Consider the following 18,448-nt stretch of genomic DNA (forward strand, 5'->3'; position numbering starts at 1 on the left):
TCTTTATCGAAGCCGATCTCGATCTCGAAGATGAAGACTTCATCGAGCGCGAAGACATGGTCGTCACGGTTTCGCACGCTGGCTATGTGAAGCGGACTTTGTTGTCGACCTATCGCACGCAAAACCGGGGTGGACGCGGCCGTTCGGGCATGGAGACCAAGGACGAAGATTTCGTGGTCCGCCTGTTCGCAGCCTCGACCCACGCACCGATCCTATTTTTCTCGTCCAAAGGGATTGTCTATCGCGAGAAGGTCTGGCGTCTGCCGCAGGGCGATCCACGTACCAAGGGCCGCTCGATTGCCAATATATTGCCAATCGAGAAAGACGAGAAGATTACCACCGTCATGCCTCTGCCAGAGGATGAGGATAGCTGGGGCGCTTTGGAACTGATGTTTGCCACCCGCAAGGGCAATGTGCGGCGTAATTCTTTGTCTGACTTCCAGCGCGTGGCGCGTGGCGGCAAGATTGCCATGAAGTTCGATGATGAAGATGACCAAATCGTCGATGTCGCCATTTGCTCCGATCAAGACGACGTCCTTCTGACCACCCGCTTGGGTCAGTGCATTCGCTTCCAAGCGACCGATGTTCGTGTCTTTAAAGGCCGGGACTCAACCGGTGTGCGCGGCATCACTTTGGCTGAAGGCGATGAAGTGATCGCGATGTCGATCCTCCGCCATGTTGATGTGACGGCAGAGGAGCGGGCCACCTATATCAAGCAAAGCCGATCGGTTCAGGGCGAAGAAGTCGATGCAACGGCAACAGAAGCCGCCGATGAGGGTGCTGAAGCCGATGCCGGGCCCGCCCAATTGTCGCCTGAACGCTATGCAGAGCTCTCAGCCCGCGAACAATATGTCTTGGCTGTCGCCGAAGAAGGCTTGGGGAAGCGGGCTTCATCCTATGAATATCGCGTCACCAATCGCGGCGGGAAGGGCATCGTCGCCCATGATCTCTCACGTCGAGGTGGTCAATTGGTGGCGGCTTTCCCAGTCGAAGAGACCGATGAAGTCATGATGGTGACAGACGGTGGTCAATTGATTCGGACGCGTGTAGATCAAATTCGGCGGGCCGGTCGTTCCACTCAAGGTGTGATGATCATCCGCGTTTCAGAAGGCGAGCGTGTGGTCTCGGTAGAGCGTCTGGCCGATATGGGGTCAGATGATGCCGAAGGTCCCGCAGAGGGGACGGATGCCTCACCAGATGCACCTAGCAGCTGATGAGGCTACCCCATGCCATGCGTAGGAGACGTTGATGCGTGTTGGTCTTTATCCGGGAACTTTTGACCCAATCACCTTAGGCCACTTAGATGTGGTAGGTCGGGCGATCAAATTGTTCGACAAATTGGTGATTGGTGTCGCTATCAATCGCGACAAAGGACCCATGTTCACGCTAGAAGAACGGGTTGCTATGGTGGTCAAGGACACAGAGCAATTCTTGCAATATGGCGAGATTGAAGTGCGACCGATGGAAGGTCTGCTGATCAGTTTTGCCGAACAAGTGGGCGCGTCCTGCATCGTCCGAGGTCTGCGTGCGGTGTCAGACTTTGAGTATGAGTTCCAGATGGTTGGGATGAACCAGAAGCTCAATCCTCAAATCGAAACCGTGTTTTACATGGCCGATGTCCAGCATCAGGCGATTGCCTCGCGGCTTGTTAAAGAGATCGCGCGCTTAGGCGGCGACGTTAGGCCCTTTGTGAGCTCGAATGTGGTTCATGCCCTGAAGGAGAAATTCAAGTGAGACAGCAAATTCTTGCCTTGGGCTGTTTTGGATTTGCCCTCCTTGGGGGCTCTATTGTCTATGCCCAGTCTAGCGGGCCTGCCTTGCGGGTTGTGCCGATGGGCGAAGCGCCGCCACCTAAGAAAGCGCCTGCGAAGAAGGCACCTGTCGCAGCCCCAGCAACCAAAGCCGCGCCTACCAAGGCACCTGTGACGAAAGCTGCAGCACCTGTTGCCGCGCGTCCGGCCGCTACACCTGCTGCGGCGAGTGCTTCCAAGCCCGCCGCCAAACCTGCGACAGCGGCCGTTGCGCAATGGTCCACACCACCAGCAGCTGCGCCGGCTGCAGTTAAACCTGCCGCGCCTGCATCATCTGCAACCGCGCCAGGTGCTACCAGTAAAGTAGCCTTTCCTGCAGAAGATTGGCGCGTTCTAAACCCCGAAAATGCGCTGATTTATGAAACGACTAAGGGTCGCATCATCGTCGAGTTAGCTCCGGAATTGGCACCAGGTCATGTCGCGCGAGTTAAGATGTTAGCGCGCGAAGGGTTCTATAATGGTCTTTCCTTCCACCGTGTTGTCTCTGACTTTATGGCGCAAGGGGGAGACCCAAAGGGCGATGGCACGGGCGGCTCTGACCAACCTGATTTGCGGGCCGAGTTTAACTTCCGCCGCGGCGCGACGTCTAACTTTGTTCGCGCGGTGGATCGCGGCGGCGCCACCATTGGCTGGATCGGTACCATTCCTGTCACGTCGCAAACTGATTTGTTGATGGAACGGACGTCGGACAAAAAGGTCGCGGCTTGGGGCAATCATTGCCTTGGCGTAGCCAGCATGGCGCGCGGCAGTGATGAAAACTCTGCCAATAGCCAATTCTTCTTGATGCGAGCTGCTTATCCAACCTTGGATCGTCGCTATACGATCTGGGGGCGAGCCGTTGTCGGGACCGATGTGATCCGCGCATTCAAAGTGGGGGAACCGGTTGTCGATCCAGACAAGATGATCTCCGTGCGTGTCTTGGCGGACGTTGCAGAAGCGGATCGTCCGACGGTAATGGTGCAACGGACAGATGGGCCAAGCTTCCAAGCCAAGCTCAAAGCGACTTTGGAACAGCGTGGTGCCGCTTTTTCCAATTGTGATTTGGCTCCAGAAGGCCGGATCGTCCGCTAGGCTAAAACGTAATTGCTGACATCAATTGCCGGCTAGGGCTTTGCCCCGGGCGCTTCTGCGTTTAGGAGGCCTTGCGACATGGAGATCATTATGAGCCAAGACCTCGAGAACACCCTTATTGTAGAACTTAGCACCGGCACCGTCACGATTGACCTGCGTCCAGATTTGGCCCCCGGCCATGTAGAGCGCATCAAAGAATTGGCACGTGAAGGCTTTTATGATGGGATCGTGTTCCATCGTGTAATCGACGGCTTCATGGCCCAAGGCGGCTGCCCCAATGGCAGCGGCATGGGTGGCTCGAAGAAGCCAGACCTCAAAGCTGAATTCAATGCTGAACCACACGTGGAAGGTGTTTGCTCGATGGCGCGCACAAACGCGCCTCATTCGGCCAACAGCCAATTCTTTATCTGCTTGGATGACGCCACTTTCCTAGACCGCCAATATACGGTTTGGGGCAAAGTTGCTTCGGGCATGGAAGCCGTCCACGCTTTGCCAAAGGGTGAGCCACCACGTGCGCCTGGCAAGATCATCTCGATGAAAGTCGCAGCAGACGTCGCATGAGCGACCCCACGATTGGCCCAGCGGTCCAGCGATTGTTGGACCGTTTGGATGCCATCGCTGCAAGCCTCGCACAGCAAGACGGAGCCTTGGCGCTCTTGGGCTTAGGTTCCGTCGGCTTGGATATCGCGCGGGCCGATCGTTTTTCTGACCTCGACTTCTTTGCGATTGCGGAGCCAAAATCCGCGATTGCCCTGCGGGAAGATTTGAACTGGCTATCATCGGTCAAGCCTTTGAGCTTTGCACATCGAAATACGCCTGATGGTTGGAAAGTCCTGTTTGAGGACGGAATTTTTGCCGAGTTTGCCGTCTTCTCGCCTAAGCAATTACCGCAGATTCCGTTTCAGGCTGGGCGACTGATTTGGGCGCACCCAGGCTTTGAAGTGAATCTTGTGGCACCATTGCGTTATGCAGAGCCGATGGATAGGGCTTGGGGCATTTCAGAGGCTTTGACCTGCATCTTGGTCGGTCTTGGACGCTTTCATCGGGGTGAGGTGCTCGCTGCTCAACGACTTATCCAAGGCAGTGCGCTCGACTTAGTGCTCGCCATGTTGCATGCGCAACTGGCGGCAGAGCAGGGTGGGGACCCCTTCAATCCCAGCCGGCGGGTTGAGCGGATTTGGCCGGATCGGCGCGAATGGTTGAAGCAAGCTTGTGCAGGATATGGTCATTCACTTGAAGCGGCTCAAATTATTTTGACCGAGCTGACTCGACTTGGACCCTTGCCCTCAGCTCTTGTCGCCGCGATTGAGGCGCTCCTCCAAGTACCGGACTTGAAAGACAACCATGCAACTTTCTGAATTTGATTTTGACCTGCCCGAAGATTTGATCGCGCTGCGGCCAGCGGTGCCGCGCGATTCGGCTCGTCTCTTGGTCTCTAAACCTAATCAAGCGATTGAGGACGCCATGGTCTCGGCTTTACCTGGATTTTTGCGCGCCGGCGATGTACTAATTTTCAACGACACGCGGACTTTGGCTGCGTCCCTTAAGGCTAGCCGAGCGCAACGCGGTCCAGTTGGTGGGCCAGTTTCCCTCGACATCAATCTGCATCAGCGCTTGGATCGGGCAATCTGGAAAGCCTTTGTGCGCCCTGCAAAACGGGTTGCGTTAGAAGATGTGTTGACGATCCATCCTGAGTTGAAGGCGCACGTGGTGGAACTCGGTGAGGCGGGAGAGGTGACATTAGCCTTCTCGAAGTCTGGGGCCGATCTCGATCAAGCAATTGCTCAATTCGGTTCGATGCCTTTACCGCCCTATATCGCACGCAAACGGGCGGTGGATGCTCAGGATGCTCAGGACTATCAAACCGTTTATGCCCGCGCGGAAGGTTCGGTTGCCACGCCAACAGCTGGGCTTCACTTTACACCCGCGTTACTGAAAGCCTTGGATAACGCCGGTATTGAGCGGCATTGGGTCACGCTACATGTGGGCGCGGGCACTTTCTTGCCGGTCAAAGTCGACAATATCCAAGACCATGTGATGCATGCTGAAACCTATGAAGTCAGCGCGCAAACGGCAGCAGCGGTGGCGCGCGCCAAAGCGGAAGGGCGGCGCGTGATTGCGGTTGGCACAACCAGCCTGCGGACATTGGAATCGATCGTTGATCCTGATGGTCAGATTACCTATGGCGGTGGCGATACGTCTATTTTCATCACGCCAGGCTATCAGTTTAAAGTGGTTGACGGCCTGATCACCAATTTTCATTTGCCTAAATCAACGCTTTTGATGTTGGTCGGGGCTTTGATTGGGATGGAGGCTTTGCGCGAAGTCTATCGCCATGCCATTGACGGGCGCTATCGCTTCTATTCTTACGGCGACGCGAGTTTGCTTTGGAAGGCCTCCAATTCATGAGCTTCAACTTCACCCGCCATGCAACGGATGGTCTGGCGCGCACAGGCGTGTTGGACACGCCGCGTGGTCAGATCCGAACCCCGGCTTTTATGCCGGTCGGTACCGCCGCAACGGTGAAAGCCATGAGCGTGGATCAAGTGAAGTCCACGGGTGCCGACATTTTGCTGGGCAATACCTATCATTTGATGCTGCGCCCCGGCGGCGAACGCCTGGCGCGGTTGGGCGGCCTTCATCACTTTATGGGCTGGGATAAGCCGATTCTGACTGATTCTGGCGGCTTTCAAGTCTGGTCCCTGGCTGGTTTGCGCAAAATGAGCGAGGCAGGCGTAGAGTTCAGAAGTCATATCGACGGTTCGAAACATATGTTGACGCCAGAACGCTCCATCGAATTGCAAGCCGACCTGATCGGGTCTGACATCATCATGCAGTTAGATGAATGCACGACTTTTGGCTCTTCCCATGAAGAAGCTCTCGTTTCGTTGGAATTGTCTGCGCGATGGGGGGCAAGGTCCAAGGAGGCCTTTGGTGGAAGCCGTGCAACCCAAGCCTTGTTCGGGATCGTCCAAGGCTCTGTCTTTCCCGATTTGCGCGCGCGTTCAGCTGAAGCCCTTAAATCGATTGGCTTTGATGGCTATGCCATTGGTGGGTTGGCGGTAGGCGAGGGGCATGACCTGATGTGTCGGACGCTCGATGTTACTTTGCCGGAATTGCCGCAAGACAAGCCACGCTATTTGATGGGGGTTGGCAAACCGATTGATCTTCTCGAAGCCGTGGCGCGCGGGGTTGATATGTTCGACTGTGTTCTACCAACGCGGGCCGGGCGACATGGCCAAGCTTGGACGTGGGATGGGCCCATCAATATCAAGAATGCTCGATTCGCTGAGGATGCAGGCCCTATAGATCCAGAAAGCACATGCCCGGCTAGCAGCCAGTGGTCGAAAGCCTATTTGCACCATTTGTTCAAGGCCGAAGAAATTCTGGGCCAAACCCTATTGTCCTGGCACAATCTGGGCTTCTATCAGGATTTGATGGCGCATTTACGGGCCGCAATTGCAGCCGGCCAATTTAGTGAGGTGCGTCAGGCATTGCGGGCGCGGTGGGGATTCGATCCCGCTTAGTTTTTTGTCTTGGCGACTGCCGCCAGAAGACTCGGATCAGCATTTCTTCGAATCAGCCAGACCGCGCAAATACCCGCGACGCACCATGCCGCGCTGTTCAGCTTCGGCGTACAAACGGTCGGCTTTTGAAGCCCCCGTCAGCATCCGCACCAAGCTGCGCTGTGGAACTAGCATTGAGCCCACGCCGCGAACCGCCTCGGTGGCACCTTCTTTGGCCATATTGCCACCCTTTGAAGCCATGGACCGATCGTCGTGGCCAGCGGCAGCCTCAACATCGCCTTGTAGGGCTGCATCCAATTGCTGGATTTCATATTGAATCCACTCACAGGTCTGGCCGGTCGGTGGCGCATAGGGATCGCCGATTCGGGCTAGAGCTGCCGGAATCTTGCGTCGCACCATGCCAAAGTCGCGAAACGGCTGGACGGCCGCATCTGAAGCGGCAGCGCGAATCGCCTCGCCACTATTGCCATCTCCGCTGGTAGCCGTGGTGGTAGACGCGGACGACTTTGGCGCGCCTGTGCTGGCGCAACCTGTGACAGCAATTGTGCTGAGCGTTGCCATCACCAAAGACAACAGCCGGACCTGAAGCGATTTAGCGCGTTTAAGATCAAGAGGATGATAGTTGAACATGGTGTTAGATCCACTTTCGTGCGGCGTGTTCCAAATCGTCCCCGTAATGACTTGCCTTGCCGTGACTAGGTTGGTCAAGCCCAACTTGCACGCGCATCGCTTTGATCTTGGACAATTCGAATTGCAAAGCGAATGGCCTTTCTCTGTTAAGTGAAATACACAAGTTTCTGACAACTATCCGAATGCGCGGTACATGTGCCTTTAACTGCTGCGCCTTGACGCCTTGACGTCATCGGTCATCCAATTCGGCTCCTTCAACTATCTGAGTGTCAAAAGAAGCAGAAAAACAGTGTTGCTAGCTTGCTTATTCGCCTATGAACTTCACCTCTAGGCATTGACTGACGGCAGGCCTGTGCTTATCAGCGCCGCTCACACCCGGACCGCGGAATCGCGAAGCCCATTTTTGGGAGCCTGTAGCTCAGCCGGTAGAGCAACTGACTTTTAATCAGTAGGTCCCGGGTTCGAACCCCGGCGGGCTCACCATCTTTGTTCTGAACAGTTTCATGTGTAGATTCGGTGTTATTATCATGGAACCAAACGGCTGCTTGCGCGCGTGAGGCTCGATTGCAACACTGTTGCAGTTAACACGCAAATTTGCGGTTTCGAACATGACTAACCCTTAAGCAAGTGGTTGACCTCTCAATTTCATCGTTTATTAGGTTTGTGGAGCGCCCAACCGGGCGTTATCGATTTATGAGGGAAATAGACCCATGAAGAGAATTTGGCTTTGCGCCTCTGCGGTTATCGCATTGGCAGCCGCGCCAGGCATCGTATCCGCTGACGGTTGGTATGGTAGCGCAGGCACTGGCTACAGCATCGGTGGCAGCGTTGACATTGATGCTCCTGTGAACCCATCGGGCGTCGGTCAGTCGCCTTATATCATTGGCAAGGGTGCCAAGGGTGATGGCGGCTGGGGCGGAAACATTGCATTAGGCTATGGTTTCGAAAACGGTTTCCGCGTTGAAGCTCAATTGGCTAAGGGCAATGCTGGTTTCAAAGACAGCGGCGTCTCTTCAACGGTCGGTAACATTGGCGTTTGGACCGCAATGGTCAACGGCTTGTACGACTTCAACCGCGACGGCAACATCAATCCATTCATCGGTGCCGGTGTTGGTTTGGCTCGCGTCGATTTGCTGGCCGGCTCGTTTGATAAAGCAAACGCTTCCAGCCCATTGTTGGCTTTGAGCCGCGCTTCGGCAGTTTCGATCAATGACAGCGACACAGGCTTTGCTTGGCAATTGATGGCCGGTCTTGGCTTGAAGTTGTCTGAGCGTTTGAACGCTGACATCACCTACACCTATGTCAACGTTGCTGACTTGTCGTTTGCTGGTACCGGCCGCGTTCGTTCGAACGCAATCGGTGGCTCGACCACGGCTCCTCTGACTTTGGGTGCTGGTTCGGGTACAAGCGGTTTGCCAGGCATTGGTGGCTTGGGCTTGGGTCTGCGTTATTCCTTCGCAGCTCCACCACCACCACCAGCTCCACCGGCTCCACCACCACCACCACCACCACCACCACCTCCGCCACCACCACCTCCGCCACCTCCTCCTCCGCCACCTCCACCACCGCCTCCTCCGCCACCACCACCACCTGTGTGTGACGGTCGCTCGCTCGTGGTGTACTTCGAGCACAACAAGTCCTTCCTGACTGCAGAAGCGACCAGCGTGCTGGATAACGCGGTGCAAGAGTTGTCGGCACAGGCCTGCAACTATCAGACAGCCTTGATCCAAGGTCACGCTGACTTGTCCGGTAAGCCACAATACAACATTGAGCTGTCTCAGAAGCGTGTTGTTGCTGTCCGTGAAGCTTTGGTCGCCCGCGGCGTCCCAGGTGATCTGATGACTGGCGAAGCGTTTGGTGAATCCAAGCCAGCTAAGCCAACTGCTGATGGCGTCAAGGAACCCTTGAACCGTCGCGCAGAAGTGACTTTCACCTTCCAGTGATTTTAGTCACAATCTAAACAGAGGGCCCGGCGGTTTCGCCGGGCCTTTTTGTTTTGGGGCTGGTGTCGGTAGCGATCCAATTGAGCCTGTCTTTAGAACGCTGGCAGCGAGCGATAAGTCCCCCGTGCGTCAAAGAATTGTGCGAAATTAGCGAGTTGCTGTGAGGTGGCTATGTTGAGTGTAGCTATGGTCACCCATCTGGATCACCGCATCATTGGCAAGTATCTCGCCCGGCGCATAGTTTGGGGCTGCTTCGAGCGCTCTATATAGCGGTGCAAAGTCTTGCGATGTTGCGTGGAACAAATCGTTGAAGTCACTAATTTCAAAATAGGTTTCTTGAAAATCATCAATGCGATAACGCGTTTGCATGACGCGCAGGAGATCAAAGCCGACACGGTTGGGTGAGGGGGACTCTAGGCAGAAACAACTTTCAGCCGGAGACGACAAAATGCCCGCGCCATAAATCCGCGGCCCCGTCGCTGAATCGATCAGGCCAAATTCGACCGTATACCAATAGAGGCGCGCCAAAGCGTCTAGGCTGTTCAAGTTCATGGCGCGCAGTCCGCCTTGGCCATAGGCCTGCATGTAATCCGCAAAGACTTGATTTGTTAGCATAGGCACATGGCCGAAAATGTCGTGAAACACATCAGGTGCTTCGATATATTCAAACTCGGCCTCTGAGCGGATGAAATTGCCCGCGGGGAATCGCCGGTTTGCAAGGTGTTCGAAGAAGACACTATCGGGAATAAGGCCAGGTACCGCGACAATCGTCCAGCCCGAAATGGCCTGTAATTGCTTATTCAAAGCTTCAAACTCAGGAATGCCTTCGCCATGAAGATCGAGCACGGATAGCCCGTCCATAAAGGCATCGCAGGCGCGCCCGGGTAAGATTTGCATCTGCCGCTCGTGGAGACGGGTCCAGCGTTGGTGTTCTTCGGCGGAATAGCTCGACCAGTTTTGATCGATTGTCCAGTCAGCGGCAGCGTGAGGAGGCAGTGTGCTATCCATGTCTTTGGTATTCACAACACACCCCCTTTTTTAAACAGCTCGGGCTCTAGTTCAGCTTCAAATCTGGCTTTCGCGCATAGGACTTCCCGTCGAAGTCCGCGAAGAGTTCTGCCACTGTGGGGTGCTCGACTGGCTCACCAGAGGTGTCAGGTAGCAAATTCTGCTCTGACACATAGGCAACATAATGGGTTTCGTCATTTTCAGCCAGAAGATGATAAAAGGGCTGGTCTTTACGTGGACGCAGATTTTCCGGGATCGCCTCCCACCATTCTTCAGTATTGGCGAACTCGGGATCAACATCATAAATGACACCCCGGAATGGAAAGAGCCGGTGGCGAACGATCTCTCCAATCCGAAACTTAGCTGTTTGATTTAACATGAGAGGGCGCTCCTTTCCTGAGCACCAGAGTTATGCACGATTGTTTCGCCGTGCAAGCACCTCGTGTGAAACATGCACAGAGATTGCCCTTCGCCAATAGGATGTTACGATAGAGGCAACGAAGCGCTAAACATCGGCGCATACAGAGGTTTGACATGGCCGGCGGCCTTTCAACGCCTGCGACGGGACCTGTTCGTGGCCCGACACAGAGCGTCCACGCGTCGCACGATCCTGCGCAGTGTTTCGCTGCCTTGGATCTTGGGACCAATAATTGTCGTCTGCTGGTGGCGCAACGTGCCCCCGGGGGCTTCCGAGTGGTTGATTCCTTTTCACGGATTGTCAGATTAGGCGAAGGGCTATCCGCGACGGGTTTGTTGTCCGAGCGGGCCATGCAGCGCACCTATGCCGCTATTCAAGCCTGCTCAGAAAAGATCGCACGCCATAAGCCTGCTCGATTGCGCTGTGTGGCTACCCAAGCTTGTCGTGCGGCGCGCAATGGTGCCTCCTTCCTGAAGGAAATTACGCGCAAGACCGGCATTCGGTTTGAAGTCATCAGCCCGAATGAAGAAGCGCGCCTAGCCGTCATTGGCTGTGCGGACTTGTTTGATCCGGCAGGAGTCGGCGCATTGGTTGTCGACATTGGGGGTGGCTCAACCGAGCTTTCTTGGGCCATAAACCGCGGGATTGAACGACGGCCGAAGCTAGAACATTGGTTTTCCGCGCCCATTGGCGTAGTTACACTTGCTGACCAGTTTCCAGAGCATGGCGATACGCTGGCGTGGTATGCGGCAATGAAACAATGCGCGGCCGATCATGTGGCCGGCTTTAGTGCCCCTGATGAGGTTCGCGACCATTTGATTTCTGGCAAAGCCCATATTGTCGGCACATCTGGCGCTGTCACAAGCCTTGCAGGGGTACATTTAGGTTTAGCCCGCTATTCCCGTCGTCTCGTTGATGGCTTGTGGATTTCTGAAGGCGACACGCGCGCTGCTATCGCGAATTTGACGGCGCGAGATAAAGCCGGACGGGCAGCCGAACCCTGCATCGGGCCGGACCGCGCTGATTTAGTATTGGCAGGTGCTGCAATTTTGGAAGCCATTTTGGACCGTTGGCCCAGTCTTCGCCTTCGTGTCGCAGATCGCGGTCTACGCGAGGGGCTAATCCTTACGATGTTAGAACCACCGCGCCGCCGGCGCAGGCGGAGGCGGGCAAAATCATGAGTGACGAAAAAGATAAAGGAAAATGGGCCAAAAAGGGTCCGCCACCTGCATTGCCAGAGCGTAGGCGTCGGGTCGTCTTTGATGTCGGTGAAACAGATACGCGTGCTACGCCAACACGAGTCAAAACGGGCAAGAATCGTACCGCGCAGTCCGCTCGCTGGCTCGAACGACAATTGAATGACCCTTATGTCCATAAAGCCCGCGCCGATGGCTGGCGGGCGCGTTCTGCTTACAAACTCATTGAATTGGATGAGAAATTCAACCTTATCCCAAATCATGGACGGGTGATTGATCTGGGTGCTGCACCAGGCGGCTGGACGCAAGTTGTCGCCCGCCGTGGCGCAGCAGCTTTGGTCGGCATTGATCTCTTGCCGATGGACCCAATTGAGGGCGCAACGATCATTCAAGGCGATTTCTTAGCCGAGGGGATGGAAGACCACCTCATCGAGCTGCTTGGTGGAGCGCCCAATTTGGTAATGAGTGACATGGCCGCCAATACGGTCGGGCATAAGCAGACAGACCATTTGCGCACCGCTGCTTTGTCCGAGGCCGCAGCCCACTTTGCGATGCGGGTTCTCGCGCCGGGGGGTGCGTTTGTGACGAAGATGTTCCAAGGGGGCACCGAAAACGAAATCCTGACGCTCTTGAAGCAATCCTTTAAAGACGTGCGTCACGCCAAACCGCCCTCTAGCCGCGCTGAGAGTGTGGAACTGTTCATGGTGGCGACTGGGTTTAAGGGCTAGGCCTAACCGGTCAGCGGCCATCAGGACCCAAACAGCCTGCAACAAATGGTCACAAATCCGTTGCTGCGCTTTTAAAAAAACTGATCCCGCGCCATAAGGCGGGAGACTAATGAGGAATAGCCATGACCACTCGCATCTGGGATAAATCAAGACTGCCAAGTCGCCACGTCACTTTAGGCGCAGCACGCGCGCCACACCGCTCCTATTATTACGCGATGGGGCTTGGCACGCGCGAGATTGAGGCCCCATTTGTCGGTGTCGCCACGTGCTGGAATGAAAGTGCGCCCTGCAACACGGCTTTGATGCGTCAGGGTCATGCAGTCGCAGCTGGCGTGAAGGAAGCCGGTGCGACCCCTCGCGAGTTTTGTACGATCACCGTCACCGATGGGATCGCGATGGGCCATGAAGGGATGCGTTCTTCGCTGGTCTCGCGCGAAGTAATTGCCGACTCCGTTGAGCTTTCGATCCGTGGTCATTCCTATGACGCGTTGGTCGGGGTCGCTGGCTGCGACAAGAGTTTGCCTGGCATGATGATGGCGATGTTGCGTCTCAATGTGCCCAGCGTCTTTCTTTATGGCGGCTCGATCCTGCCCGGCAGACATAAGGGTAAGGATATCACCGTTCAGGAAGTGTTTGAGGCCGTTGGTGCCCATGCAGCTGGCCGAATGGATTTTGAAGAATTGTGTGAGATTGAGCGTCATGCTTGCCCAAGTGATGGGGCGTGCGGTGGCCAATTTACCGCCAACACCATGGCCTGTGTGGCAGAAGCCATTGGCCTTAGCTTGCCCTTGTCTTCCTCCATGCCCGCCCCCTATCTGGACCGCGACGCCTATGGCGTTGCCTCTGGTCATGCGGTTGTAGACCTGATCGTGCGCAATCTGCGCCCGCGTGACATTTGTACCCGAGCAGCCTTTGTGAATGCCGCAATCGTCGTGGCTGCCACGGGTGGCTCGACCAATGCCGCGCTTCATTTGCCCGCCATGGCGCACGAAGCCGGCATTGAGTTCACCATGAAAGACGTCGCCGACGCCTTCATGTTGACGCCTTGGATCGCAGACTTAAAGCCCGGCGGCCAATATGTCGCCAAGGATATGGGCGAGGCCGGTGGCATGCCGATGTTGTTGCGCGCCCTGCTCGACGAAAATCTCATCGACGGCAATTGCATTACCGTAACCGGCAAGACCTTGGGCGAGAATATCGAAGAGGTAACATGGAACCCCGATCAAAAGGTCATCCACTCGGTGAAAGCGCCTTTGACGGAAAATGGCGGCGTGGTTGGCTTGTGGGGGTCCATGGCACCAGAAGGGGCCATGCTGAAAATCGCAGGTCTTGCCAATTTGACCTTCCGTGGTCCTGCCCGGGTGTTTGATGGTGAAGAAGCATGCTTTGAAGCCGTTTCTAACGAAGCATTTGAAGCCGGTGAAGTCTTGGTCATCCGCTATGAAGGCCCTCGTGGTGGCCCAGGTATGCGCGAAATGTTGTCCACCACCGCTGCGCTCTATGGTCTAGGTCGGGGCGGGGACGTTGCGTTGATTACCGATGGACGGTTCTCGGGCGCAACGCGTGGTATGTGTATTGGCCATGTCGGGCCAGAAGCAGCCGTAGGCGGACCGATTGCTTTGGTGGAAAATGGCGACATCATTGCCATTGACGCCCAAGCTGGCACGATTGACCTGGAAGTGTCTGAGGAAGTTCTTGCAGCCCGCCGTGCTGCTTGGAAGCCACGCAAGACCAATTACAACTCCGGTGCGATTGCCAAGTTTGCGAAACTGGTTGGCCCTGCCTATTTGGGTGCTGTCACCCATGAAGGGGCAGCCGCCGAAACCCATGTATATGCCGACATCTAAACCTATTTTGAGCGGGCAAGCTCTGTGCCTTGACGGGCCAGGCCGTCTGCCCGCTCATTCATTGGGTCACCTGCATGACCTCTAACCCAGCGCCAGTCCACCTTATGGGCTTTGTTGGCGGTTTCTAGGCGCTGCCACAAATCTGCGTTGATTACGGGTTTACCATCCGCCTTGCGCCATTGCCGCTTCTTCCAACCATGGATCCACTCAGTGATGCCTTGGCGCACATATTGGCTATCCGTATAGAGAACCACCAGGCAGGGGCGTTTCAGGCTCTCCAGTGCCATAATCGCGGCCATGAGTTCCATCCGATTATTGGTGGTCAAAGGTTCACCACCAAAAATCTCTTTCTCATTGCCGTTGAATTGTAGAATTGCACCCCAGCCGCCCGGGCCGGGGTTTCCCGAACAGGCACCATCCGTATGAATTGTCACGGTTGAGGGCTTAGGCATAGCTTCTGTCATGAGAACTCTGTATGGAGGTTTTCAGCGACTTCAAACCCCTTTGTCTGCGATGTCGCATAAAGTCCTTGCCAGATCATATAAAGATATGTTTATATCTTCATGTTAGGATTTGGCATGGACACGATCGTCGACATTGTGAGGGCTATTGGGGAACCGACGCGTTTGCGGATTCTGGTTCTGTTGGCGCGCGGCGAATTGGCGGCTGGTGAAATGTCTACCGTGCTTAATCAAAGTCAGCCGCGGGTTTCGCGCCATTTAAAGCTATTGGCTGAAGCGGGCTTGCTGGAACGTCGACCGGAAGGTGCATGGGTATTCTTTCGCTTAAAAACCGATGGATCTGCAGGGCGCATTATCCGCGCCATCTTGGATGAGGTGGATAAGGATGATTCTATTCTTCATCGGGATCTCGAGCGTTTGGCACAGGTCCAAGCGCAACGTGAAGAAGTGGCGCGTGCTTACTTTGAAACGGCAGCCGACGAATGGCACGCTTTGCGCCGCTTGCACCAACCAGAAGCTCTGGTTGAGGCGGGCTTAGTTGACGCGGTCGCGGGGCAGCACTTTGGCCTCCATATTGATTTGGGCTCGGGCACTGGGCGCATGATCGAATTATTCGCCCCGCAAGCGCGCCGCGCCGAAGGGGTTGATTCCAGTCGCAAGATGTTGGCCCTTGCCCGTGCGCGCTTGGATGATACTGGGAGTGGTCAGGCTTCGGTCCGTCAGGCCGATATTTTGGGCCTGCCCTATGAAGATGATTGCGCGGATCTGGTGACCATTCATCAGGTTCTGCACTATTTGCCCGAGCCTCAAGCGGCGATCAAAGAAGCAGCCCGCATCCTGAAACCCGGTGGAACCTTGCTGATTGCAGACTTTGCGCCACATGCTTTTGAGGAATTGCGCGAAGTTCATGCCCATCGCCGCCTTGGCTTTCCAGATGAGGAAGTTACGCAATGGTGCGAGCAGTTTGGCTTGGTCGTGGGCGCGGTTGAGCACATTGCCCCAGAAGCTGGCCAGTCAGGGCTGGCAGTCACATTGTGGAAGGCGGTACTGCCTGCTTCCGTTGCTCCAACTGTCATAAAAGAACGTTTAGAATCTAGGATTACATCATGAGCCAGCCCACGATTTCTTTTGAGTTTTTCCCGCCTAAATCTGAGGCGATGGAAGCCAAATTGTGGGATGCGGTTTCCCGCTTAGCACCCCTTTCGCCTGATTTTGTTTCGGTAACCTATGGTGCTGGCGGCTCGACCCGTGAACGTACGCACCGCACCGTAAAGCGCATCTTGGACGAGACCAGCCTGCAACCTGCAGCCCATTTGACTTGTGTTGCTGCGTCTAAGGCGGAAGTCGATGAGGTGCTGCGGGAATATTGGGCGGCAGGCGTGCGTCATATTGTGGCCCTGCGTGGGGACCCCCCAACCGGTGTCGGCACCGCGTTTGAGCCCCATCCCGATGGTTATTTGAATGCTACCGAAGTGACTGCAGCAGCCCGCCGGATTGCCGACTTTGACGTATCGGTCAGCTTTTATCCTGAGAAGCATCCTGAAAGCCCGAGCCTCCAGCATGATATCGACGTGTTGAAGGCCAAGATCGATTCGGGTGCCACGCGTGCGATCAGCCAGTTCTTTTGTGAAGCAGATGTCTATTTGCGCTTCCGCGATGCGGCGGCCAAAGCTGGCATCACCATTCCTTTGCTGCCTGGCATTATGCCCGTCGGCAATGTCGCTGGTTATACACGTATGGCGACATCGACCGGCACCAGCATTCCTGCTTGGTTTGCGGAAGCCTTTGACGGCCTCGATCAAAGCCCAGAGGTTCGCGACATGGTGGCCGCTTCTGTCGCGGCTGACCTGTGCTTGAAGCTGCAGGCCGAAGGCGTGGACCGCTTCCATTTCTATACCCTCAACCGAGCAGAGCTCTCGCTGGCTACCTGCCGTCGGTTAGGCCTTAAAACACCTACCACCGAAAAGGATGCGGCATGACCCATTTCCCGAGCCGCCAAGACCGTTTGGCCAAGATCGAAGCCATCGCTCAAGATCGTATCCTGATTTTGGACGGTGCGATGGGCACGATGATCCAGACGTTCAAGCTGGAAGAAGATGATTATCGCGGTGACCGCTTTGCCGATCATGGCCATCCGTTGAAGGGTAATAATGATCTGTTGGTCATCACCAAGCCAGACATCATCTTGGGCATTCATGAGGCTTTCTTGAAGGCCGGTGCTGATCTCATCTCCACCAATAGCTTCAATGCGACTACGATCAGCCAAGCCGATTATGCGCTTGAACCCCTTGCTTATGAGCTGAATTTCGAAGCCGCCAAGCTTGCCCGTCAGGCGTGTTTGGCGTTTGAAACGGCCGATGCGCCCAAGGCCGTTGTCGGTTCCATCGGGCCAACGAATAAGACTTTGTCCTTGTCACCGGATGTGAATGATCCAAGCTATCGTGCTGCTTCCTTTGATGAAATGGTTGTTGCTTATCGGGAGCAAACCTTGGGCCTGCTGGATGGCGGTGTTGATTTCCTGATGGTTGAGACCATTTTCGACACCTTGGTGGCCAAGGCCGCGCTCTATGCGATTTCTGAGGTGTTGGAAGAGCGTGGCGAGGCTGTGCCCATTATGATTTCCGGCACGATCACGGACCGTTCGGGGCGCACTTTGTCTGGCCAGACCGTCGAAGCCTTCTGGAACGCCGTTCGCCATGTGAACCCTTGGTCCATCGGCCTCAATTGCGCCTTGGGCCCTAATGAGATGCGCCCCTTCTTGGCAGAATTGTCGCGCGTCGCAACCTGTCGGGTCTCGGTCTATCCTAATGCCGGTCTGCCAAACGCCTTTGGTGGCTATGACGAGACACCTGATGACATGTGCCACACCATGACGCCTTGGGCGCAAGAGGGACTGGTCAATGTGATGGGGGGATGCTGCGGCACGACGCCAGACCATATTCATCACATCGCCCACGCCGCCAGCCATGGTAAGCCGCGCGTCGCCCCTGCGATCCAAACCGCCTTGAGGCTTTCTGGCCTTGAACCCTTTACCGCTGCAGCGTGATCGAGAACAATTTGACCAATCCTTTTTCTAACTTTGTCATCGTCGGCGAGCGGACCAATGTGACCGGTTCTGCCAAGTTCCGTAAGCTCATTGAAAATGACGATTATACCGCTGCTTTGGCCGTCGCGCTGCAACAAGTTGAGAGTGGGGCCAATGTGCTCGACATCAATATGGATGCGGCGCTGATCGATGGCGTGAAGGCGATGACGACCTTCTTGAACCTGATCTCGGTAGAGCCCGATATCGCTAAAGTGCCTCTGATGATCGACAGCTCTAAGTGGGAGATCATTGAGGCGGGCCTGAAATGCACCCAAGGCAAGCCCATCGTAAACTCTATCTCGATGAAGGAAGGTGAGGCGCAATTCTTGGCTCAAGCTAAGAAGGTACGCCGCTATGGGGCTGCCGCCGTCGTCATGGCGTTCGATGAATTGGGCCAAGCCGATACGGTTGATCGCAAAGTCGAGATTTGCACCCGTGCCTATAATCTCTTGCGCGACAAGCTGGACTTTCCGCCCGAAGATATCATTTTCGACCCCAATATCTTTGCGGTCGCGACCGGCATTGAAGAGCATAATGATTATGGTGTCGCCTTTATCGAAGCGACGCGCATCATTCGCGAAACCTTGCCCCATGCCCATGTTTCGGGTGGGGTCTCCAACGTGTCTTTCTCGTTCCGGGGTAATGAGCCGGTGCGCGAGGCCATGCACGCGGTCTTCCTCTATCACGCGATCAAAGCGGGCATGGATATGGGGATCGTCAATG

General features: G+C 55.5%; 19 protein-coding genes and 1 tRNA gene. 16 read left to right on the plus strand and 4 right to left on the minus strand.

What is annotated here, in order from left to right; all coding sequences use genetic code 11:
• From ACOVRA_RS05550 to tgt, 7 genes are all read left to right on the plus strand, one after another.
• Nucleotides 1–1,214 (plus strand): DNA gyrase C-terminal beta-propeller domain-containing protein (locus ACOVRA_RS05550; RefSeq protein WP_421719429.1); only part of this gene is annotated, 1,214 nt, incomplete at its 5' end.
• A gap of 34 nt (nt 1,215–1,248) precedes the next feature.
• Nucleotides 1,249–1,734: a pantetheine-phosphate adenylyltransferase gene (gene coaD, locus ACOVRA_RS05555; protein WP_298230277.1), complete on the plus strand. Its 486-nt coding sequence runs from the start codon at nt 1,249–1,251 to the stop codon at nt 1,732–1,734.
• A complete protein-coding gene (locus ACOVRA_RS05560; RefSeq protein WP_421719430.1) occupies nt 1,731–2,882 on the plus strand; it encodes a peptidylprolyl isomerase in 1,152 nt (383 codons plus the stop codon). The genes coaD and ACOVRA_RS05560 overlap by 4 nt, the downstream gene beginning before the upstream one ends.
• A gap of 90 nt (nt 2,883–2,972) precedes the next feature.
• Entirely contained in the window at nt 2,973–3,443 is a 471-nt protein-coding gene (locus ACOVRA_RS05565; RefSeq protein ID WP_290804771.1) for a peptidylprolyl isomerase, read from the plus strand.
• On the plus strand, nt 3,440–4,240 hold the full coding sequence (locus tag ACOVRA_RS05570; RefSeq protein ID WP_421719431.1) for a hypothetical protein: 801 nt from the start codon (nt 3,440–3,442) through the stop codon (nt 4,238–4,240). Before ACOVRA_RS05565 ends, ACOVRA_RS05570 begins: the two co-directional genes overlap by 4 nt.
• Nucleotides 4,227–5,291: a tRNA preQ1(34) S-adenosylmethionine ribosyltransferase-isomerase QueA gene (gene queA / locus ACOVRA_RS05575; protein ID WP_421719432.1), complete on the plus strand. Its 1,065-nt coding sequence runs from the start codon at nt 4,227–4,229 to the stop codon at nt 5,289–5,291. Before ACOVRA_RS05570 ends, queA begins: the two co-directional genes overlap by 14 nt.
• Nucleotides 5,288–6,409: a tRNA guanosine(34) transglycosylase Tgt gene (tgt, locus tag ACOVRA_RS05580; protein WP_421719433.1), complete on the plus strand. Its 1,122-nt coding sequence runs from the start codon at nt 5,288–5,290 to the stop codon at nt 6,407–6,409. Before queA ends, tgt begins: the two co-directional genes overlap by 4 nt.
• A 36-nt stretch (nt 6,410–6,445) precedes the next feature.
• Here tgt and ACOVRA_RS05585 read toward each other — a convergent pair whose 3' ends face one another.
• Nucleotides 6,446–7,039, minus strand: a complete 594-nt coding sequence (locus ACOVRA_RS05585) for a hypothetical protein (RefSeq protein WP_421719434.1) — start codon at nt 7,037–7,039, stop codon at nt 6,446–6,448.
• Nucleotides 7,040–7,446: 407 nt separating this feature from the next.
• Here ACOVRA_RS05585 and ACOVRA_RS05590 point away from each other — a divergent pair.
• Nucleotides 7,447–7,522: transfer RNA gene (locus ACOVRA_RS05590), tRNA-Lys, on the plus strand.
• Between the two features lie 227 nt (nt 7,523–7,749).
• On the plus strand, nt 7,750–8,982 hold the full coding sequence (locus ACOVRA_RS05595) for an OmpA family protein (protein WP_421719435.1): 1,233 nt from the start codon (nt 7,750–7,752) through the stop codon (nt 8,980–8,982).
• Between the two features lie 147 nt (nt 8,983–9,129).
• On the opposite strand, the gene phhA is transcribed toward ACOVRA_RS05595, so the two are convergent.
• Nucleotides 9,130–9,990 carry a phenylalanine 4-monooxygenase gene (phhA, locus tag ACOVRA_RS05600; RefSeq protein WP_421719444.1) on the minus strand — a complete coding sequence of 287 codons (861 nt, stop codon included), beginning with the start codon at nt 9,988–9,990 and terminating at the stop codon, nt 9,130–9,132.
• A 46-nt stretch (nt 9,991–10,036) separates the two neighbouring features.
• Complete coding sequence (gene hspQ, locus ACOVRA_RS05605; RefSeq protein ID WP_421719436.1) at nt 10,037–10,369, minus strand: heat shock protein HspQ; 333 nt, start codon at nt 10,367–10,369, stop codon at nt 10,037–10,039.
• A gap of 155 nt (nt 10,370–10,524) precedes the next feature.
• On the opposite strand from hspQ, the gene ACOVRA_RS05610 reads away from it, so the two are divergent.
• From ACOVRA_RS05610 to ilvD, 3 genes are all read left to right on the plus strand, one after another.
• Complete coding sequence (locus ACOVRA_RS05610; RefSeq protein ID WP_421719437.1) at nt 10,525–11,589, plus strand: Ppx/GppA phosphatase family protein; 1,065 nt, start codon at nt 10,525–10,527, stop codon at nt 11,587–11,589.
• On the plus strand, nt 11,586–12,332 hold the full coding sequence (locus ACOVRA_RS05615) for an RlmE family RNA methyltransferase (protein ID WP_290803085.1): 747 nt from the start codon (nt 11,586–11,588) through the stop codon (nt 12,330–12,332). The genes ACOVRA_RS05610 and ACOVRA_RS05615 overlap by 4 nt, the downstream gene beginning before the upstream one ends.
• Nucleotides 12,333–12,454: 122 nt before the next feature.
• On the plus strand, nt 12,455–14,179 hold the full coding sequence (ilvD, locus tag ACOVRA_RS05620; protein ID WP_421719438.1) for a dihydroxy-acid dehydratase: 1,725 nt from the start codon (nt 12,455–12,457) through the stop codon (nt 14,177–14,179).
• Between the two features lie 2 nt (nt 14,180–14,181).
• Here the strand turns inward: ilvD and rnhA are convergent, their stop codons facing one another.
• The gene (rnhA, locus tag ACOVRA_RS05625; protein ID WP_421719439.1) at nt 14,182–14,643 is read right to left on the minus strand and encodes a ribonuclease HI; all 462 of its coding nucleotides are present in this window, start codon (nt 14,641–14,643) and stop codon (nt 14,182–14,184) included.
• A gap of 114 nt (nt 14,644–14,757) precedes the next feature.
• On the opposite strand from rnhA, the gene ACOVRA_RS05630 reads away from it, so the two are divergent.
• The 4 genes from ACOVRA_RS05630 to ACOVRA_RS05645 form a co-directional block, all read left to right on the plus strand.
• Nucleotides 14,758–15,750: an ArsR/SmtB family transcription factor gene (locus ACOVRA_RS05630; RefSeq protein WP_421719440.1), complete on the plus strand. Its 993-nt coding sequence runs from the start codon at nt 14,758–14,760 to the stop codon at nt 15,748–15,750.
• Nucleotides 15,747–16,619 carry a methylenetetrahydrofolate reductase [NAD(P)H] gene (gene metF, locus ACOVRA_RS05635; protein WP_421719441.1) on the plus strand — a complete coding sequence of 291 codons (873 nt, stop codon included), beginning with the start codon at nt 15,747–15,749 and terminating at the stop codon, nt 16,617–16,619. The genes ACOVRA_RS05630 and metF overlap by 4 nt, the downstream gene beginning before the upstream one ends.
• Entirely contained in the window at nt 16,616–17,686 is a 1,071-nt protein-coding gene (locus ACOVRA_RS05640; RefSeq protein ID WP_421719442.1) for a homocysteine S-methyltransferase family protein, read from the plus strand. The genes metF and ACOVRA_RS05640 overlap by 4 nt, the downstream gene beginning before the upstream one ends.
• Before the next feature lie 11 nt (nt 17,687–17,697).
• On the plus strand, nt 17,698–18,448 hold a 751-nt coding region (locus ACOVRA_RS05645), incomplete at its 3' end, for a dihydropteroate synthase (RefSeq protein ID WP_421719443.1).

It is taken from the genome of Aquidulcibacter sp. (assembly GCF_049239865.1).
Lineage (GTDB): Bacteria > Pseudomonadota > Alphaproteobacteria > Caulobacterales > Aquidulcibacteraceae > Aquidulcibacter.

What these genes read in the sequence shown, in the direction of transcription:
- coaD (WP_298230277.1), top strand. Translation starts at nt 1,249, where the DNA reads ATGCGTGTTGGTCTTTATCCGGGAACTTTTGACCCAATCACCTTAGGC.
- ACOVRA_RS05565 (WP_290804771.1), top strand. Translation starts at nt 2,973, where the DNA reads ATGAGCCAAGACCTCGAGAACACCCTTATTGTAGAACTTAGCACCGGC.
- ACOVRA_RS05570 (WP_421719431.1), top strand. Translation starts at nt 3,440, where the DNA reads ATGAGCGACCCCACGATTGGCCCAGCGGTCCAGCGATTGTTGGACCGT.
- queA (WP_421719432.1), top strand. Translation starts at nt 4,227, where the DNA reads ATGCAACTTTCTGAATTTGATTTTGACCTGCCCGAAGATTTGATCGCG.
- tgt (WP_421719433.1), top strand. Translation starts at nt 5,288, where the DNA reads ATGAGCTTCAACTTCACCCGCCATGCAACGGATGGTCTGGCGCGCACA.
- ACOVRA_RS05585 (WP_421719434.1), bottom strand. Translation starts at nt 7,039, where the DNA reads ATGTTCAACTATCATCCTCTTGATCTTAAACGCGCTAAATCGCTTCAG.
- ACOVRA_RS05595 (WP_421719435.1), top strand. Translation starts at nt 7,750, where the DNA reads ATGAAGAGAATTTGGCTTTGCGCCTCTGCGGTTATCGCATTGGCAGCC.
- phhA (WP_421719444.1), bottom strand. Translation starts at nt 9,990, where the DNA reads ATGGATAGCACACTGCCTCCTCACGCTGCCGCTGACTGGACAATCGAT.
- hspQ (WP_421719436.1), bottom strand. Translation starts at nt 10,369, where the DNA reads ATGTTAAATCAAACAGCTAAGTTTCGGATTGGAGAGATCGTTCGCCAC.
- ACOVRA_RS05610 (WP_421719437.1), top strand. Translation starts at nt 10,525, where the DNA reads ATGGCCGGCGGCCTTTCAACGCCTGCGACGGGACCTGTTCGTGGCCCG.
- ACOVRA_RS05615 (WP_290803085.1), top strand. Translation starts at nt 11,586, where the DNA reads ATGAGTGACGAAAAAGATAAAGGAAAATGGGCCAAAAAGGGTCCGCCA.
- ilvD (WP_421719438.1), top strand. Translation starts at nt 12,455, where the DNA reads ATGACCACTCGCATCTGGGATAAATCAAGACTGCCAAGTCGCCACGTC.
- rnhA (WP_421719439.1), bottom strand. Translation starts at nt 14,643, where the DNA reads ATGACAGAAGCTATGCCTAAGCCCTCAACCGTGACAATTCATACGGAT.
- ACOVRA_RS05630 (WP_421719440.1), top strand. Translation starts at nt 14,758, where the DNA reads ATGGACACGATCGTCGACATTGTGAGGGCTATTGGGGAACCGACGCGT.
- metF (WP_421719441.1), top strand. Translation starts at nt 15,747, where the DNA reads ATGAGCCAGCCCACGATTTCTTTTGAGTTTTTCCCGCCTAAATCTGAG.
- ACOVRA_RS05640 (WP_421719442.1), top strand. Translation starts at nt 16,616, where the DNA reads ATGACCCATTTCCCGAGCCGCCAAGACCGTTTGGCCAAGATCGAAGCC.